The following is a 15,869-nucleotide window of genomic DNA, read 5'->3' on the forward strand; positions in this document are numbered from 1 at the left end:
GTGAAGGCGGACGGACGGTAGGATCCGGTGTAGTAAGCGGGATCATCGAATAAGAGAAAGACAAAGCGAAGGAAAAGAGACGTCAAAAGGCGTCTCTTTTTTGTGGAGAAAAAAAGGGGCGGGAAATTGTGAGCCGGAATGATGGAAAACATATGGAGTGAGGGAACGAAAGAAAAGTAACTGCGGATATGAAAAAATGGGGAGCGGAGGATATTGCGAAGCGAAAAGCAACCTTTTTTCGATGGCTGCTTTTTGTCTTCTTTTTTGCCGGTATTTTTTGGGAAATATTTTACAAAAAAGTAAGAAAGGTATTGCAATCCAGGAGGCAGAATGCTATATTATGAACATACCGAATTGATAATTGAATATTGATTTTTGATAGACAGGCCAGGCATATGTATAACAAATATGCTATACATATTCAGTGGATAATCTAAGACAGATGAAGGAGGTGCAGCGGGGGAAGAGTATTTATTTTTCTGGTCAAATGTAAAGGGTTAAGAGGACTTCGTATGAAGAGGAGATTGACATGAGGAAAAATCGGCTTGGAAAAATACTGTCGCTGGTATTAGTGTTCGCATTGGTGCTTTCGACGGGAATTCTTAATGTATTCGCAGAGAGCGTGCCAGTGAGCGGAGAACCGACGCAGACACAGGAGCCTCTGGAAACAGAACCTGTGACTGAAGGGGAAGGGGCAGATCCATCTGCGGAACCTTCGGCCTCCCCATTGGCGAAGGCAGCGCCAGCTCCTGCGGCGGCAGCGACCGTGGACTTTGACATTATTTCGCATGTGTATGATTATCATGACAGCGCCATTGCCGTGGTTCTGAATATGGACCGCACGGTGCAGACGGAATATCTTGAAAAAGACACTTTTGAGATTCATGCCAAGATGACCGACACCATGCACGACGACAATAAGGTGTTCTATGACGGCCTGCGCACCATCACCGGCATCTATGCCAACGACAGCGGAAAAGTGGGCGATAAGGGTACGGAAGGCAAATATATCGTGATCGAGCTGAAACACGGTGCAAACGTGGATGAGGCGGTTATCTGCCCGTATCGGGCTACCGAATATTTCCAATCTACATTGCTGGATCTGGAATACACCGTGACGCAGAGGAAGGATATCGGAACCGTTCTGCCGATAAGCGAGGGTGTGACCTATACCCAGGGCGAGCTCAAGACGGATACTGTGGACGAATTTGCCTATGGTACCCAAGGAGGCGTATCCTATCGCTTCTTTACGCCGGAAAAGAAAGCCGGCGAAAAATATCCGCTGGTTATCTGGCTGCATGGCTTTGGCGAGCGGGGCACGGATAATGAAACGCATCTGCGGTCCAACCGGGGCGGCGTTGCCTGGGCGGAAGATGAAGTGCAGAAGGAGAATCCATGCTATGTGATGTCGGCGCAGGCAAGTGCAGGCTCGGCATGGTCGGGCGCGGGCATGGTTGATGACCTTCTGGCGGCTATTCATAAGGAGATCGCAGCTCATTCAGATATCGATCAGGATCGCATCTATATCTGCGGCGTTTCTATGGGCGGATATGGAACCTGGGCGGCTCTCGTGCAGGAACCTGATCTGTTCGCGGCGGCAATGCCGATGGCGCCGGCCTATACGGTCACCGGCGAGGATGGCAAGATCACGGATGAATATAAGGAAAAGCTGGATCAGCTGAAAGATAAGCCCATCTATATCATTCACGGCGACGGAGATCCGACGGTAGATATCGACAAGACCTCCAACCCGACGTTTGAATATCTGACGGAAACCGTGGGGAATCCCAACGTTATCTATACAAAGATAAAAGATATCAGCTTTGAGGATCGCGGTACGGATACCGGCCTTACGCTGCATAATGTGGAGGTCCGGACGTTTAACCATGATATCCGGTTTGAAACCAATGCCAGAGGCGATGTGGCCCTGCCTGCGGATAAAGCGGACTCCAGCATTACTCCGTTCAGCTGGATGTTTGCCCAGAGCAAGAGCGCGGCAGCCGGACCTGCGATGGATTTCGACATCATCTCGCATGTGTATGATTTCCATGACAGCGCGATAGCGGTTGTTCTGAATATGGACCGCACGGTGCAGACAGCGGATCTTGAAAAAGACACCTTTGAGGTCTATGCCAAGATGACCGACACCATGCACGACGACAATAAGGTGTTCTATGACGGTCTGCGCACCATCACCGGCATCTATGCCAACGACAGCGGCAAGGTGGGCGACAAGGGCGCGGAAGGCAAGTATGTCGTGATCGAGCTGAAATATGGCGCAAATCTGGCAGAATCCGTCATTTGTCCCTATCGGGAAGACCAGTATGCCCAATCCACACTGCTGGATCTGGAATATACAGTGACGCAAAAGAAGGATATCGGAACCGTTCTGCCGATGAGCGAAAAGGCTTCGTTCAAGCAGGGTGAGCTCAAGACGGACACGGTGGACGAATTTGCCTATGCAACCCACAAGGGCGTATCCTATCGCTTCTTTACGCCGGAAAAGAAGGCCGGAGGAAAATATCCGCTGGTTATCTGGCTGCATGGCTTTGGCGAGCGGGGCACGGATAATGAAACGATTCTGCGTTCCAATCGCGGCGGCGTTGCCTGGGCCGAGGATGACGTGCAGGAATTTGAGCCCAGCTATGTGATGGCGGCGCAGGCCAGCTCCCCCATGGCCTGGTGGGGAGAAGGGATGGTAGACGATCTTCTGGAAGCTATCCATAAGGAAATCGACGCTCATCCGGATATTGACCAGAACCGTATCTATATCACGGGCGTATCCTCCGGCGGATATGGAACCTGGGCGGCTCTCGTGCAGGAACCCGATCTGTTTGCGGCGGCGATGCCGCTGGCAGGTGCCTATACGGTCACCGGCGAGGATGGCAAGATCACGGATGAATATAAGGAAAAGCTGGATCAGCTGAAAGATAAGCCCATCTATATCATTCATGGCGACGGCGATCCGGTTGTGGATATCGACAAAACGGCAAACCCCATCTTTGAATATCTGACGGAGACGGTGGGGAATCCCAACGTTATCTATTCCCGGATGCATGATGTGAGCTATGACGGGCGGGATTATTACACGATGCACAATGTGGAAGTGCGGGTGTTCAACCACGACTTGATGTTTGTGAACAGCTATGACCCGGTTACCAACCCCAAGGGCGACGAGGCGCTGCCCGCGGATCAGGCAAACCGGAACATCACGCCCTTCACCTGGCTGTTCGCCCAAACCCAGGAAGTGATCCCGGCTCCCGAAAGCATCACGCTGAGTAAAACCGAACTCGAACTGAAGGTGGGTGAAACGGCGCAGATCACGGCGATGGTTCTTCCGGAAAATGCCGAACAGCTGGTGATTTGGAGCAGCAGCGACGAGAATCTGGCGACGGTGGAAGACGGCAAGATCACGGCGCTGAAGGAAGGCGATGTCGTGATTACGGCGGCGACGGCGGACGGGCGTCTGAAGGCGGAATGCAAGGTCAAGATCACCGCAGAGGGAAGCGGAACCGGAACGGGCGATAACCCCAAAACCGGCGAAGACAGCCATCTGGTGCTCTGGATCGTGTGTGCGGCAAGCCTGGCGGCTGCGGCGGCCGGACTCTATATCTGGATCCGGCGCAATCACGCCAAATAAAAAAGCAGCATTGTTTATAAAGGTCAAGTGGGATTGACAAAACATAAGTGACCAATGCCCTGCCGCCCCGGAAGAAAGGGGCGGCAGGGAGGTTGGTTGCCTTTGATGAAAAAAGTGCCGGAAAACCCCATGAAAAAGGAAAAATTCTGTTGACAAAGGGACAGGGCTATGATAAAGTAAGGTAGTGGCAGTAAGGTGCCGCTTTTTAGATTGTGCGCTTTTGCTGCATAGGTTTTTGGAGGTGTGAATATGCGGGTAAAGATTACGCTGGCTTGTCAGGAATGCAAACAGAGAAATTACAACACAATGAAGAACAAGAAGAACGATCCTGACAGAATCGAGATGAACAAGTATTGCAGGTTTTGTAAAAAGCACACCCTGCATAAGGAAACCAAGTAATAATTTCTAGGATGTGAATTTTTATGGCAAAAACTGTTTTACTCGGGAAAGACAAAGAAAAACAGCTGAAAGAACAGAAGAAAATCGCGAAGGCCAAGAACAAGAAAAAGCGCAGAGGCCTGATTCGCTATTTTAAAGACGTTTGGAATGAGCTGAAGAAGGTAACGTGGCCTGGGAAAAAGGATCTGATCAGCGCGACGCTGGCCGTTATCGCCTTTATTCTGGTCATGGCGATTGTGACGGGTCTGTTTGATTTCGGTTTGGGTGAATTGTTTAGCCTCGTAATTTCCTGAACGTAAAGAGAGCGAGGTGTTTTTCTTACAGTGGAAAACGATAACTTAAAAACAGATTTGACCGAAGAAAGAATCGTGGACGCAGCGGCGGAAGCTCCGGCGGAGCCGATGCATGCTCCCGAGGATAAAGATAAGCGGCTGTATATTAAGCAGGAAAAGACGGATAAGCCCTATTGGTATGTCGTGTATACCTATTCCGGATATGAGAATAAGGTAATGACCAATCTGCTGAAAACCGTGGAAAACAATGGCCTGCAGGACAGCATTATTGACGTGAAGGTTCCCATGGAGGAAACCATTGAAGTCAAAAATGGCAAGAAGAAGCATGTGCAGCGCAAACTCTTCCCCGGCTATGTCATGGTGAAGATGTTTTTGACAGACCAATCCTGGTATGTCGTTCGAAACACGCGGGGCGTCACGGGCTTTGTCGGCCCGGGCAGCAAGCCGATCCCGCTTTCGGATGCGGAAGTGCGTTCCATGGGTGTGGAAAATGTGCCCATCAAGCTGGACGTCGCCGTGGGCGAGAGTATCATTATCACTTCCGGCCCCTTCGAGAGCTTTATCGGAACGGTTGAGGAAGTCAATACGGAAAAGCAAAAAGTCAAGGTCACGGTTTCCATGTTTGGCCGGGATACGGCGGTGGAACTGGACTTTGTGCAGGTGAAGAGAATCTGAGCATTCTCTTTTCCGCGTTTTTATGAAGTGATTTAAAGAATTTCGGTTCTTTTGATCAGTGGGAGGGGAAACCCCCCGTTTATACCACATTTACACAACTAGGAGGTGTATCAAATGGCAAAGAAGGTTGCAGGTTTTATTAAGTTACAGATTCCTGCGGGAAAAGCAACTCCTGCTCCGCCCGTTGGCCCGGCTCTTGGACAGCACGGCGTCAACATCATGGAATTTGTAAAGCAATTTAATGAAAAGACTGCGAAGCAGGTGGGGCTTGTGATCCCGGCTGTCATCACGGTTTATGCAGACCGCTCTTTCTCGTTTGTTTTGAAGAGCCCGCCGGCGGCCGTTCTCATCAAGAAGGCATGCAAGATCGAAAAGGGATCCGGCGTTCCCAACAAAACAAAGGTTGCGAAGATCACAAAAGCGCAGCTGCAGGAAATTGCCGAAATGAAGAAGGACGACCTGAATGCAGCGTCTGTGGAAGCGGCCATGAGCATGATCGCTGGAACAGCGAGAAGCATGGGCGTGGAAGTAGTAGACTAAGAGAAGAATTGTGGGAGGCAGTTTTGCCGAGAAACCACAGGGAGGTTTTTCAATGAAAAGAGGAAAGAGATATCAGGATAGCGTAAAGCTGTTTGATAAAGCCGCCTTATATGATCCGGAACAGGCGGTGGATACTTGCCTGAAGACGGCTAACGCCAAGTTTGATGAAACCATCGAACTTTCCGTGAAGCTGGGCGTCGATCCCCGTCATGCTGACCAACAGGTTCGCGGCGCGGTGGTTCTGCCCAACGGAACCGGCAAGACCATCCGTGTTTTGGTGTTTGCCAAAGGCGAGAAGGCCAAAGAAGCCCAGGAAGCCGGCGCGGATTATGTAGGCGCCGAGGAAATGGTGCAGAAGATCCAGCAGGAAAACTGGTTTGATTTCGACGTATGCGTAGCAACCCCGGATATGATGGGCGTTGTAGGCCGCATCGGCCGTGTTCTCGGCCCCAAGGGCCTGATGCCGAACCCCAAGTCCGGCACGGTCACCATGGATGTCGCCAAGGCCATCTCGGATATCAAAGCTGGTAAAGTAGAATACCGGGTAGACAAGACTTCCATCATCCACTGCCCCATTGGGAAGAAGTCCTTCGGCAATGAAAAGCTGATGGAGAACCTGACGGTTCTGATGGATGCCATCATCAAGGCGAAGCCCTCTGCCGCCAAGGGAACGTATCTGAAGAGCGTTGTTCTCTCCTCCACCATGGGCCCCGGCGTCAAGGTGAACGCGCAAAAATTCGTATAAGGCTTGACAGAATATCCGATCTGTGATATTCTAAGCAAGTAATATGTTCTGTCCGTAGACAGCAGGTGGTGCAATGGCACATAAATCCCGCCGAGGAGAGGAAAGTGGATATATTCCCGTTTTCTGTTCTCGTGGACAGAAAACGGGTTTTTTAATGCCCGTATCCTTATAGGAGGAGGTGAAAAAATTTGAAAGACTATACTTTGAAGGCAAAAGAAGCGGCGGTTTCTGAAATTCAGGAGAAAATGCAGCAGGCACAGAGCGTTGTTTTCGTGGACTACAGAGGCCTTACCGTTGAGGAAGTGACCAACCTCCGCTGCAAGATGCGCGATGCAGGCGTGGAATACAAGGTTATCAAGAACACCATGATCCAGCGTGCGGCCGATAAAGAGGGTATTGAGGGCCTGAACAGCATTCTGGAAGGGCCGACAGCCGTTGCATTCGGCATGAAGGATCCGGTTTCTCCGGCGAAAATTTTGGTGGACTTTGCAAAGGATACAAAGAAAACCGAAATCAAAGGCGGTGTGCTGGATGGCAAGACCATCGATGTAGATGGCGTGAAATATCTGGCAAGCCTGCCCAGCAAGGAAGAACTGCTGGCGAAGATGATGGGCAGCTTGAATGCTCCTGTTACGGGTTTGGTTATGGCCCTGTCCGGCGTTATGCGCAACCTGGTTTGCGCTCTGAACGCGATCAAAGAACAAAAAGAAGCGTAAGGCTACTATAACGAAAAAAGAATTTTTTGGAGGATTTAACCATGGATAAACAACAGATTTTGGAAGCGATTGAACAGATGAACGTTCTCGAGCTGGCTGAGCTCGTTAAGGACCTGGAAGAGAAATTCGGCGTTAGCGCGGCTGCTCCGGTTGCCGTTGCTGCTGCTCCCGCTGCTGGCGGCGCTGCTCCTGCTGCGGAAGAAAAGACCGAATTTGACGTAATCCTGAAGGCTGCTGGCGCTGAGAAGATCAAGGTTATCAAGGTCGTCAGAGAAATCACGGGCCTGGGCCTGAAAGAAGCAAAAGAGCTGGTTGACACCGCTCCCAAGCCGGTTAAGGAAGGCGTAAGCAAGGAAGATGCCGACAAGATGGTTGCACAGCTGAAGGAAGTTGGCGCCGACGTAGAGGCGAAATAACCTGCACGTAAAGAAAAGCCGTTTTCCGGCCCGTTCCAGAAGGGGATAGGGCAAAAGAGACGGCATAATAAGAAAAGCAAAAAAGACAGACGTTCATTGCGTCTGTCTTTTTACATATGCTGGGAAATATCCTGTATTTCCCAATCCCAAGAGAACAGAGACGCCGCATATGATATGTGAATAAAAGCATTGTTTTTATTTCTCCGCTTTTGTCCGGTATATTAGGCTGGAAAGGCGGTGAAACATTATGGAATATGGATACATTCGGGTGTCCAGCACAGACCAGAATGAAAATCGGCAGCTTGTAGTGCTGCGGGGAAAAGGGATTCCGGACAGGCGGTTATATATCGATAAACAGTCCGGCAAGGATTTTGACCGGCCCAAATATAAGCGGCTGGTAAGACGGCTGCGGCCGGGCGACGTGCTCTATGTCCTGAGCATTGACCGGCTGGGGCGCAATTACAAGGAGATTCAGGAGCAATGGAGGCTGCTTACAAAGGAAAAAGGAGTGGAAATTTGCGTCCTGGATATGCCTCTTCTGGATACGAGGCAGGGAAAGGACTTGCTGGGGACATTTATCGCTGATCTGGTTTTGCAGATTTTGTCTTTTGTGGCCCAGAGTGAGCGGGAAAGCATAAAGAAACGGCAGGCAGAGGGCATAGCAGCGGCAAAAGCCAGAGGCGTCCGATTCGGGAGGCCGCCGCGTCCCTTGCCGGATAACTTTTATGAGATCCATACGGCATGGCGGAACAAAAAAATAGTCCTCCGGCAAGCGGCGGAAGCCTGTGGAATGCCGGAGGGAACCTTCTATGCAAAGGCGATAAAATTTGAAAAAAAGGAACAAAGTACAGCCATAAATTTGTAAATGTGTACCTTTGTGAATTCCAAAGTATAAAAATTATAATCTAAGTATACCCAGAAAATCTAAGTTTTTCAAGTACTAATCTAAATATTTTGTACCAAAAATGGTGTTTTTTGCCACTTCATAAATGTACACTTTTCAGAATTAGAAAATGTACACTTTTGCAAAGTACTTTTGTCTATTGCAAAGGGAAAATAACCAAAAGGGGGAGAAAAAATGAAAAGCAAAAAGCTGCAAAAGCTCCTGGCAGCCTGTCTTTGTCTGGCCCTTGTGTTTTCTATGGGCAGTCTCACGGTCTTTGCGGAAGGTGAAGATGTGTGGCAGGCAGGTGAAAACACATATGCTACCTTTGCAGAGGCATTAGCAGCCAACGAAGGCAGTGAGGCCAGCGTTACACTGCTCAAGAGCACAAAGGAAAGCATTCAGATTCCGGAGGGAAAAACTGTTCAGTTGAATCTGAGCGATGGCGTCACGCTGACCAATGCGGATGGGGCACATACCATCACCAACAATGGGACGCTGACAATCTCCGGCAACGGGACTGTAGACAACGTGAGCCATGGAAGAGCGGCGCTGGTCAACAATGGCACGGCGACGCTGAAGGGCGGCACATTTACCCGCAGCAAAGAAGCGGGAACTTCGCCCAGCAATAATGGCGGAAATTCCTATTATGTGATTCAGAATGTAGGACAAAAGATGACGATTGGCAGCGGCGTTACTGTTAAGGCCAACGGCGGTTATTCCAGCCTTGTGGCAAATGGCTACCAAAATGGCAGCGGAAAGACCAATAATCCGTCTCTGCTCATTACGGGAGGTACCTTCAGCGGCGGCATCAACGTCGTGAAAAACGACGACCGCGGAACGCTGACCATTGAAGGAGGCACTTTCAGCAATACTTATGGCCCGGCTGTTATGAACTGGAATGTTGCCACCATCAAAAACGGCACCTTCACGGTCAACAACACCGCGTCATGTGTATTCACAAACGGATACCTCGATAATGGCTATGACCAGGGCCAGCTGACGATCACGGGCGGCGCTTTCAACGCCGCGAATAACGGCGCAGGCGCTTTATATGGCTATGGAAGCGGTACGCAGAAGGGCGGTTATACCAAGATCTCCGGCGGCACGTTTCATGGGCAGTTCCCGGCTTCCACCAGCGCATATGCCAACGCACCCGTTGTTTCCGGCGGCACATTCAGCGCCAATTCCGGGGTGGAAGATTATGTGGATAGCAGCATGACGGCAGTTCCTGACGCCAATGGAAATCTCATCGTCGGCGCGGAGGAAGAAGTCGCTGTGGCCAAGATCGGCACAAAAACATATGCTTCGCTGGAAGCGGCGGTAAAAGACGCCAAGAACGGCGATATCGTTGAATTGATGCAGAACGCTGCGGGCAGCGGAATTCAGATTCCCAGCGGAACGAACATTACCATTGACTTTAAAGGGCATACATATACGATTCAGGCGCCTACCGTTGGTTCTTCGGGAACTGAAACCAATGGATTCCAGCTGCTCAAAGATTCGACCATCGTCATGAAAAACGGCACAATTACCAGCAGCGTGGCCCGAATCCTCATCCAGAATTACTGCGATCTGACCTTGGAGGACATGAACCTGGACGGCAGCAAACTGGCCGGCAGCAACGATTATGTTCTTTCCAATAACCATGGCACCACGAGACTCACCGGGAACACCAGCATCACGGCAAAAGAGGGCGATGTGGCATTTGACGTTTGCTATTGGTCGCCGGCCTATGCAGATGGTGTTACGGTGATCGTTGACACCACCGGCACGATCACTGGAAAGATCGAATACAGCACTTATGGCTCCAGCACGCCGGAAAATACAGCGGCTAACAGTGCTCTGATAATCAAGAATGTGAACCATGTGGGGACAATTTCCGCCGTAGCTGAAGGCGTGAATATTGCCATTTCCGGCGGTACTTTCTCGGAAGCCGTCAAGGAAGAATACTGCGCCGAAGATTTCCATCCCATCGATAACGGCGAGGGTGGATTCTCCGTGCATCAGCATGAATGGGCGGCGCCGGCGGAAGAAAACCGCATCGAGGCAACCTGCACTCAGGATGGCAGCTATGACCTGGTAGTCCGCTGCTCCAAGTGCGGCCAAGCTGACCCCACAAAGACCCAGCACATCACCATTCCCGCGGGCCATACATTTGGGACGGAATGGATTGTCGACGGGGAAAACCACTGGCACGCATGCGTATGCGGCGAAAAAGCGGATACGGCTGCGCATACCTTCGGAAACTGGGTTGTCACCAGGGAAGCCACCGCTGAACAGACCGGAATGCGGGAAAAGACCTGCTCTGTATGCGGATATAAAGTGACGGAAAGCATTCCGGCGACGGGAAACACGGATGCCCCCAAGACCGGCGAAAACAGCGCCCTTGTTCTTTGGATAGGGCTGTTTGTCCTGGCAGGCGCAGGATTGGCCGGAACGATTCTGTACGTTAAGAAACGCAAGGCCAACTAATGGAACACAATAACGGAAACCGGCTCCCCAGGGAGCCGGTTTTTTATTGGCTGATTCATAGAGAACATGAATCGCGGGGGATCCATGTGTATTTTCTTGTCATAATAAAGGAACAGGGAAAAAGGTCTTTTGCATGCGGCAGGTGAAATGAAAATACAGACGGCAAATGCGGCATAGGATTTATTTGAAAAAACACATTTATGAATGACGACTGGCGCTGTGAAATAAGTTTGCCTATTTTTTGGTTGAAGTTAAAAGGGCATTATGGTATGCTAAACAGGAAGATAGAGGAGGAGAGAATACTATGAGGGAATCGAAAGTCGATCCGCAGCAAAAAATATTGTCTGTAACAGTTGGATTGCTGACGGTGATCATCGGCCTTTTTGTTGCCATCAAGCCCTTTGAGGGGGTAAATTTTCTTTTGATTGTGGCCCTTCTGGCGCTGGGTCTTTATGAACTGTTTGGCTGGTTCCGTGCGGAAAACCGGACGATCTGGGCGCTGGCCGGGGGATGCGTGAGCCTGTTGTTCGCCGTTTTGGCGCTGTTCAACATCATCAATATTCTGTTTATTTGGGACATCCTTTTGTATACCATTCCCATCTGGGCAATCTGCAATGGCCTCATCAAGCTGGCAGGTGTTTTTGCCCTGATGCGCCGCGGTGAGGGCGGGTTCGGATGGAAGCTGCTCACGGGCTTTTTTGGGATCCTGCTGGGCGCGCTGCTGCTGATTCTTCCGGCCGCGGGGATCATGACCATGACGGAATTCACTGGGATTTTGACGGGTGTGCTGCTTTTGGTGTTCGGTATCAATGTAATTGTAGACGCTTATGCCTAAGTTAAGCAGAAGTTGGTAACTGCCGCAGAGATTTTCTGCGGCAGTTTTGCATTTAGATCATGAGGCGCGGCGAAATAACAACAGGGGATGTTTTTATAACGAACGCAGAGAGTTTCAAAGAAGCAACCACAGAGTAACTTGCGCCGAAAGGCGCGGAACAAAAAAGGGAGATTCTTTATAACGAACGCAGAGAGTTTCAAAGAAGCAACCGTTGCTTGCTTTGTTGCAGCACAGGCGGTCAGAGACGTGGCGGATATGGGAAAAAAGACATTTCAAGTTGCTTTGCAGGATGAACACTAGAGAAAAGGTTTTGCAGATGGCGGAAAGAAACTTTTCTATATTTAAAGAGCATATAAAGGATATTCATTGAAATGGCAATAATAAATGAAAAGACTCTGTGCAGAATTTTCCTGCACAGAGTCTTTTATAGTATTGACTAGAGATCAGCCTGCTGTCCGCAGCTTCATCCAGACGTCGTTATAAAGCGAAAGGTCGTCGCCCAGATCCTTATAATATTCGCAACGGTCGATCACATCCGAACTGATGGGATAGGCGGGATTTTCCAAAAGCTCGGGATCGATCATTTTCATGGCTTCCGCGTTGGGCGTGGTGTAACCGATATATTCCGAGTTTTTCTTGGAAACTTCCGGATCGCAGAGGAAATTGATGAACCGTTCCGCCGCCTCCTTATTTTTGGAGGATTTCAGAACCACCAGATTATCCACCCACACGTTGCTCCCTTCCTTGGGAACAACATAGTCGAGATCGGAATTTTCCTGGATGGCGCCGACAGCCGCGCCCGAATAATCCACTGCCAGAGCGACGCTTCCACCAATCATGGACGTCCGGATTTCATCGGTCAGATAGGCATAGACAAGGGGTTTCTGCTGCATGAGCAGCTCGCCCGCTTTCGCAATCTCTTCCGGATTGGTGCTGTTGATGTCATATCCCAGCTTTGCCAGAGCCACCATCATGGAATCGCGGATGGAATCATACATGAGGATCTGTCCGGAATATTTTTCATCCCAGAGGATATCCCAGCTGTCAACGGGCTCATCCACCAGCGTCTTATTGTATACGATGCCGACAGTCCCCATCATATAGGGGATGGAGTATTTGGATTCCGGATCGAAGGTGCGGGTTTTGGAAACCTCTTCCACGTATTTGAAGTTCGGAATGTTGTTGAGATCCAGCTCCGCCAGCAAATCTTCATTGATAAAACGCTCGACAAGATAGTCCGAGGGAACGACGATATCGATTTCTGTGCCTTCTGTGGCACATACGGTATACATCTCCTCATTGGAAGTCGTGTTGGTGAACTTCACGATGATATCCGGGTTTTCTTTCTGGAACTGGTCGATGAGCGTGGGTTCCAGATATTCGCCCCAGTTTAAGAGATGAATGGTGGTTTTTTCACCGCCTGCACCGCCGCAGCCTACAAGGGAAACTGCCAGAAGCAGGATGGCAAAGACAAGAGCCAGGGTTTTTTTCATTGTTTTTCTAGTCCTCCTAAATATGTTAGCCCAAGGGCTTAGATACGTTGTTGCTTCTGCTGCTTTTTGCTGTGTCGGTTCGCCTGCACGTTGGTGACGATCAGAAGCGTGATGATGCAGACAAACATAATGGTGGAAAGGGCGTTGATCTTTGGATTGATGCCCACCCGAGCCATGGAATAGATATAGGTCGAAAGGTTGTTGACCAGCCCCTGCGTGGAAAAAAAGCTGATGACGAAATCATCAAACGACATGGTAAACGCCATGATAAATCCTGTCATAATACCGGGCATCAGCTCGGGGATCAATACCTTGCGGACTGCATATGATGGCGTCGCCCCCATGTCCAGCGCCGCTTCATAAAGATTGGGATCCATCTGCCGCAACTTGGGCAGCACGGAAAAGATAACATAAGGAATATTGAATGCGGTATGGGCAATAAGAAGCGTACCATAGCCCCGGGGAATTCGCATGAAGATGAATAAAAGGAGCAGGGAAATACCTGTCACAATATCCGCATTCATCATGGGCACATAGGTCAGATTGATGGTCAGCGTCTTAGGCCATTTTTTATATTCGTTGATGCCGATGGCTGCCAGAGTCCCGACTACGACGGCAATGAGTGAGGAAAGCAGAGCGATGGAAAGCGTCACGCCCAAAGCCTCCATGATGACGGGATCTTTAAACAGCTCCACATACCAGTTGAGAGAAAACCCCGTCCATTTAGCCATGGTTTTCCCGCCGTTAAAGGAATAGACCATGAGCATCAAAATGGGAAGATAGAGGAAGAAAAGCAGAATCGCCAGATAGAAGCGTTTGAAAAATCGTTTGAGCCTTACCATAGCCGTGTTCCTCCTTCCGTGCTGTCTTTATCGTATTTTCGCATTAGGGCCATGCTGATGATGAGAAGAATCATCATGATGAGAGCTAAAGCCGAACCCGTGTTCCAATCCTTCAAAAGCATAAACTGGTTTTCCAGCAGGTCGCCGAACATCATATAATGCGCGCCGCCCAGCAGACGGGAGATGATAAAGGTAGAAACCGCGGGCATGAACACCATGGTAATGCCCGTGATGATGCCCGGCCGCGTCAGCGGGAGAATCACCCGGAAAAGCACCTGCCGTTTATTGGCCCCCAGATCCTCCGCCGCCTCGATATAGCTGGTGTTCATTTTGGTAAACACCGAATAAATGGGCAGCAGCATGAAGGGCAGAAAGTTATAGACCAGGCCGAAGATCACGGCGCCTTCCGTATAGAGCATCTGCTGGGCCGGAATGCCCAACAGACCCAGGAGCTGGTTAATGGGGCCGTTCAAATCGAGAAGCGCCCGCCAGGCATAGGTCCGGAGCAGAAAATTCATCCACATGGGGAGGATAAACAAAAGGCTCAGGATGCTGGCTGTCCGGGGCTTCAGCCGGGAGAGCAGAAGCGCCGCGGGATAGGCGATGAGCAGGCACAAAACCGTCGTAATGAGGGCATAGCCCAGCGAACGCCAAAGCACGGAAAGGCTCTCCGGCGAAAAGGCAGAGGCCAGGTATTCCGTAGTAAAGATGACGTCCCCCGAAGGCGTCGTGTTGAAAAAAGCATATACGAGCACCAGAATGAGGGGCATCACGGTAAACAAAATCATCCACACAATATAGGGGAGAGCAAAAAATTTCTTTTTCATCCGAATCCTCCCTTATGCATCCGCCGCGTCATACTGCGAACGGGACATGATATGAATATCGTCCGGCCCGATGGAGAGGCCCGCCCGGCTGCCGATGACAGCGGGGTCGGTGCTGTGGATGACCCAAGTGAAACCGTTGTCGTCCTTTAGGCGGATTTCATAATGTACGCCCATGAAAATCTGCGAGGTGACGACCCCGTTGATGGTCTCTTCCCGTTCCGCCACAAGATCGATATCTTCAGGACGCACCACGACGACAACCGGTTCGTCGGGTGAGAAGCCGCGGTCGACGCAGGGAAAATCCCGGCCGCCGAAGTTGGCCAGATAATCCTCCTTCATGGTGCCATAGATGATGTTGCTTTCCCCGATAAAGTCGGCAACAAAGGAATTGATAGGCTCGTTATAGATATCGACAGGAGTGCCGATCTGCTGGATCATGCCGTTATCGATGACCGCAATGGTATCCGACATGGTGAGGGCCTCCTCCTGGTCATGGGTAACATAGACAAAGGTGATACCCAGCTGCTTTTGCATGCGCTTAAGCTCCAGCTGCATATCCTTGCGGAATTTCAGATCCAGAGCACCCAGAGGCTCGTCGAGGAGGAGAACTTCCGGCTCGTTGACCAGGGCGCGGGCGATGGCGACGCGCTGCATCTGCCCGCCGGAGAGCTTGTCGATGCTGCGGTTTTCATATCCCGAAAGCCCCACCAGCTTGAGCATATCCTTCACCTTTTTTTGAATGGTGTTTTTATCTTTCTTTTGAATCTTCAGGCCAAAGGCGATGTTGCCGAATACATCCATATGGGGGAACAGGGCATAGCGCTGAAAGACCGTGTTGAGCTTGCGCTTATAGGGCGGCGTGTTGACGATGCTCTTTCCCTCAAACAGGATATCGCCGGAGGTAGGCGCTTCAAAGCCGGCCAACAGGCGGAGCATGGTGGTCTTGCCGCAGCCCGAAGGGCCGAGCAGGGTCAGAAATTCATTTTTGCGGATATACAGGTTGATGTTGGTTAAAACCTCCACCCCATCAAATTCCTTGAACACGTTTTTAAAAAGAATCAGATGATTGCTCAAAGCAGTTTCCTCCTGA

General features: G+C 50.4%; 15 protein-coding genes and 1 other annotated feature. Of the genes, 11 read left to right on the forward strand and 4 right to left on the reverse strand.

Annotated elements, in window-relative coordinates:
* The first annotated feature begins 529 nt into the window (after positions 1–529).
* The 11 genes from H8693_RS00005 to H8693_RS00055 all read left to right on the forward strand — a co-directional run bounded on the left by H8693_RS00005 (position 530) and on the right by H8693_RS00055 (position 11,617).
* Positions 530–3,640, forward strand: coding sequence for a prolyl oligopeptidase family serine peptidase (locus H8693_RS00005; protein WP_249279253.1), 3,111 nt, complete (start codon positions 530–532; stop codon positions 3,638–3,640).
* A 249-nt stretch (positions 3,641–3,889) separates the two neighbouring features.
* Positions 3,890–4,039, forward strand: a complete 150-nt coding sequence (rpmG, locus tag H8693_RS00010; RefSeq protein WP_249279254.1) for a 50S ribosomal protein L33 — start codon at positions 3,890–3,892, stop codon at positions 4,037–4,039.
* Between the two features lie 23 nt (positions 4,040–4,062).
* Positions 4,063–4,332 carry a preprotein translocase subunit SecE gene (gene secE / locus H8693_RS00015; RefSeq protein WP_249279255.1) on the forward strand — a complete coding sequence of 90 codons (270 nt, stop codon included), beginning with the start codon at positions 4,063–4,065 and terminating at the stop codon, positions 4,330–4,332.
* Positions 4,333–4,440: 108 nt separating this feature from the next.
* Positions 4,441–5,007 carry a transcription termination/antitermination protein NusG gene (gene nusG, locus H8693_RS00020; RefSeq protein WP_283243743.1) on the forward strand — a complete coding sequence of 189 codons (567 nt, stop codon included), beginning with the start codon at positions 4,441–4,443 and terminating at the stop codon, positions 5,005–5,007.
* A 114-nt stretch (positions 5,008–5,121) separates the two neighbouring features.
* Entirely contained in the window at positions 5,122–5,547 is a 426-nt protein-coding gene (gene rplK / locus H8693_RS00025; protein WP_249279256.1) for a 50S ribosomal protein L11, read from the forward strand.
* Between the two features lie 52 nt (positions 5,548–5,599).
* On the forward strand, positions 5,600–6,292 hold the full coding sequence (rplA, locus tag H8693_RS00030) for a 50S ribosomal protein L1 (RefSeq protein ID WP_249279257.1): 693 nt from the start codon (positions 5,600–5,602) through the stop codon (positions 6,290–6,292).
* 34 nt (positions 6,293–6,326) lie between these two features.
* Positions 6,327–6,454, forward strand: a sequence feature (ribosomal protein L10 leader region).
* A 26-nt stretch (positions 6,455–6,480) separates the two neighbouring features.
* Positions 6,481–7,008, forward strand: a complete 528-nt coding sequence (gene rplJ / locus H8693_RS00035) for a 50S ribosomal protein L10 (RefSeq protein ID WP_249279258.1) — start codon at positions 6,481–6,483, stop codon at positions 7,006–7,008.
* A gap of 41 nt (positions 7,009–7,049) precedes the next feature.
* Positions 7,050–7,424, forward strand: a complete 375-nt coding sequence (rplL, locus tag H8693_RS00040; RefSeq protein ID WP_249279259.1) for a 50S ribosomal protein L7/L12 — start codon at positions 7,050–7,052, stop codon at positions 7,422–7,424.
* Between the two features lie 247 nt (positions 7,425–7,671).
* Positions 7,672–8,289: a recombinase family protein gene (locus tag H8693_RS00045; RefSeq protein ID WP_249279260.1), complete on the forward strand. Its 618-nt coding sequence runs from the start codon at positions 7,672–7,674 to the stop codon at positions 8,287–8,289.
* Between the two features lie 213 nt (positions 8,290–8,502).
* Positions 8,503–10,782: an LPXTG cell wall anchor domain-containing protein gene (locus H8693_RS00050; protein ID WP_249279261.1), complete on the forward strand. Its 2,280-nt coding sequence runs from the start codon at positions 8,503–8,505 to the stop codon at positions 10,780–10,782.
* Between the two features lie 304 nt (positions 10,783–11,086).
* Positions 11,087–11,617 (forward strand): DUF308 domain-containing protein, encoded by a 531-nt coding sequence (locus H8693_RS00055; RefSeq protein ID WP_249279262.1) that lies wholly within the window; start codon positions 11,087–11,089, stop codon positions 11,615–11,617.
* A gap of 443 nt (positions 11,618–12,060) precedes the next feature.
* Here the strand turns inward: H8693_RS00055 and H8693_RS00060 are convergent, their stop codons facing one another.
* The 4 genes from H8693_RS00060 to H8693_RS00075 are packed head-to-tail and all read right to left on the reverse strand — an operon-like array spanning position 12,061 to position 15,853.
* On the reverse strand, positions 12,061–13,110 hold the full coding sequence (locus H8693_RS00060) for an ABC transporter substrate-binding protein (protein WP_249279263.1): 1,050 nt from the start codon (positions 13,108–13,110) through the stop codon (positions 12,061–12,063).
* 38 nt (positions 13,111–13,148) lie between these two features.
* Entirely contained in the window at positions 13,149–13,952 is an 804-nt protein-coding gene (locus tag H8693_RS00065) for an ABC transporter permease (RefSeq protein WP_249279264.1), read from the reverse strand.
* Positions 13,946–14,779 carry an ABC transporter permease gene (locus tag H8693_RS00070; RefSeq protein ID WP_249279265.1) on the reverse strand — a complete coding sequence of 278 codons (834 nt, stop codon included), beginning with the start codon at positions 14,777–14,779 and terminating at the stop codon, positions 13,946–13,948. Before H8693_RS00070 ends, H8693_RS00065 begins: the two co-directional genes overlap by 7 nt.
* A gap of 12 nt (positions 14,780–14,791) precedes the next feature.
* Positions 14,792–15,853, reverse strand: coding sequence for an ABC transporter ATP-binding protein (locus H8693_RS00075; protein ID WP_249279266.1), 1,062 nt, complete (start codon positions 15,851–15,853; stop codon positions 14,792–14,794).
* Positions 15,854–15,869 lie beyond the last annotated feature (16 nt).

The organism is Guopingia tenuis, from assembly GCF_014384805.1.
GTDB classification, from domain to species: Bacteria; Bacillota; Clostridia; order Christensenellales; family Christensenellaceae; genus Guopingia; species Guopingia tenuis.

What these genes read in the sequence shown, in the direction of transcription:
- H8693_RS00005 (WP_249279253.1), top strand. Translation starts at nt 530, where the DNA reads ATGAGGAAAAATCGGCTTGGAAAAATACTGTCGCTGGTATTAGTGTTC.
- rpmG (WP_249279254.1), top strand. Translation starts at nt 3,890, where the DNA reads ATGCGGGTAAAGATTACGCTGGCTTGTCAGGAATGCAAACAGAGAAAT.
- secE (WP_249279255.1), top strand. Translation starts at nt 4,063, where the DNA reads ATGGCAAAAACTGTTTTACTCGGGAAAGACAAAGAAAAACAGCTGAAA.
- nusG (WP_283243743.1), top strand. Translation starts at nt 4,441, where the DNA reads ATGCATGCTCCCGAGGATAAAGATAAGCGGCTGTATATTAAGCAGGAA.
- rplK (WP_249279256.1), top strand. Translation starts at nt 5,122, where the DNA reads ATGGCAAAGAAGGTTGCAGGTTTTATTAAGTTACAGATTCCTGCGGGA.
- rplA (WP_249279257.1), top strand. Translation starts at nt 5,600, where the DNA reads ATGAAAAGAGGAAAGAGATATCAGGATAGCGTAAAGCTGTTTGATAAA.
- rplL (WP_249279259.1), top strand. Translation starts at nt 7,050, where the DNA reads ATGGATAAACAACAGATTTTGGAAGCGATTGAACAGATGAACGTTCTC.
- H8693_RS00045 (WP_249279260.1), top strand. Translation starts at nt 7,672, where the DNA reads ATGGAATATGGATACATTCGGGTGTCCAGCACAGACCAGAATGAAAAT.
- H8693_RS00050 (WP_249279261.1), top strand. Translation starts at nt 8,503, where the DNA reads ATGAAAAGCAAAAAGCTGCAAAAGCTCCTGGCAGCCTGTCTTTGTCTG.
- H8693_RS00055 (WP_249279262.1), top strand. Translation starts at nt 11,087, where the DNA reads ATGAGGGAATCGAAAGTCGATCCGCAGCAAAAAATATTGTCTGTAACA.
- H8693_RS00060 (WP_249279263.1), bottom strand. Translation starts at nt 13,110, where the DNA reads ATGAAAAAAACCCTGGCTCTTGTCTTTGCCATCCTGCTTCTGGCAGTT.
- H8693_RS00065 (WP_249279264.1), bottom strand. Translation starts at nt 13,952, where the DNA reads ATGGTAAGGCTCAAACGATTTTTCAAACGCTTCTATCTGGCGATTCTG.
- H8693_RS00070 (WP_249279265.1), bottom strand. Translation starts at nt 14,779, where the DNA reads ATGAAAAAGAAATTTTTTGCTCTCCCCTATATTGTGTGGATGATTTTG.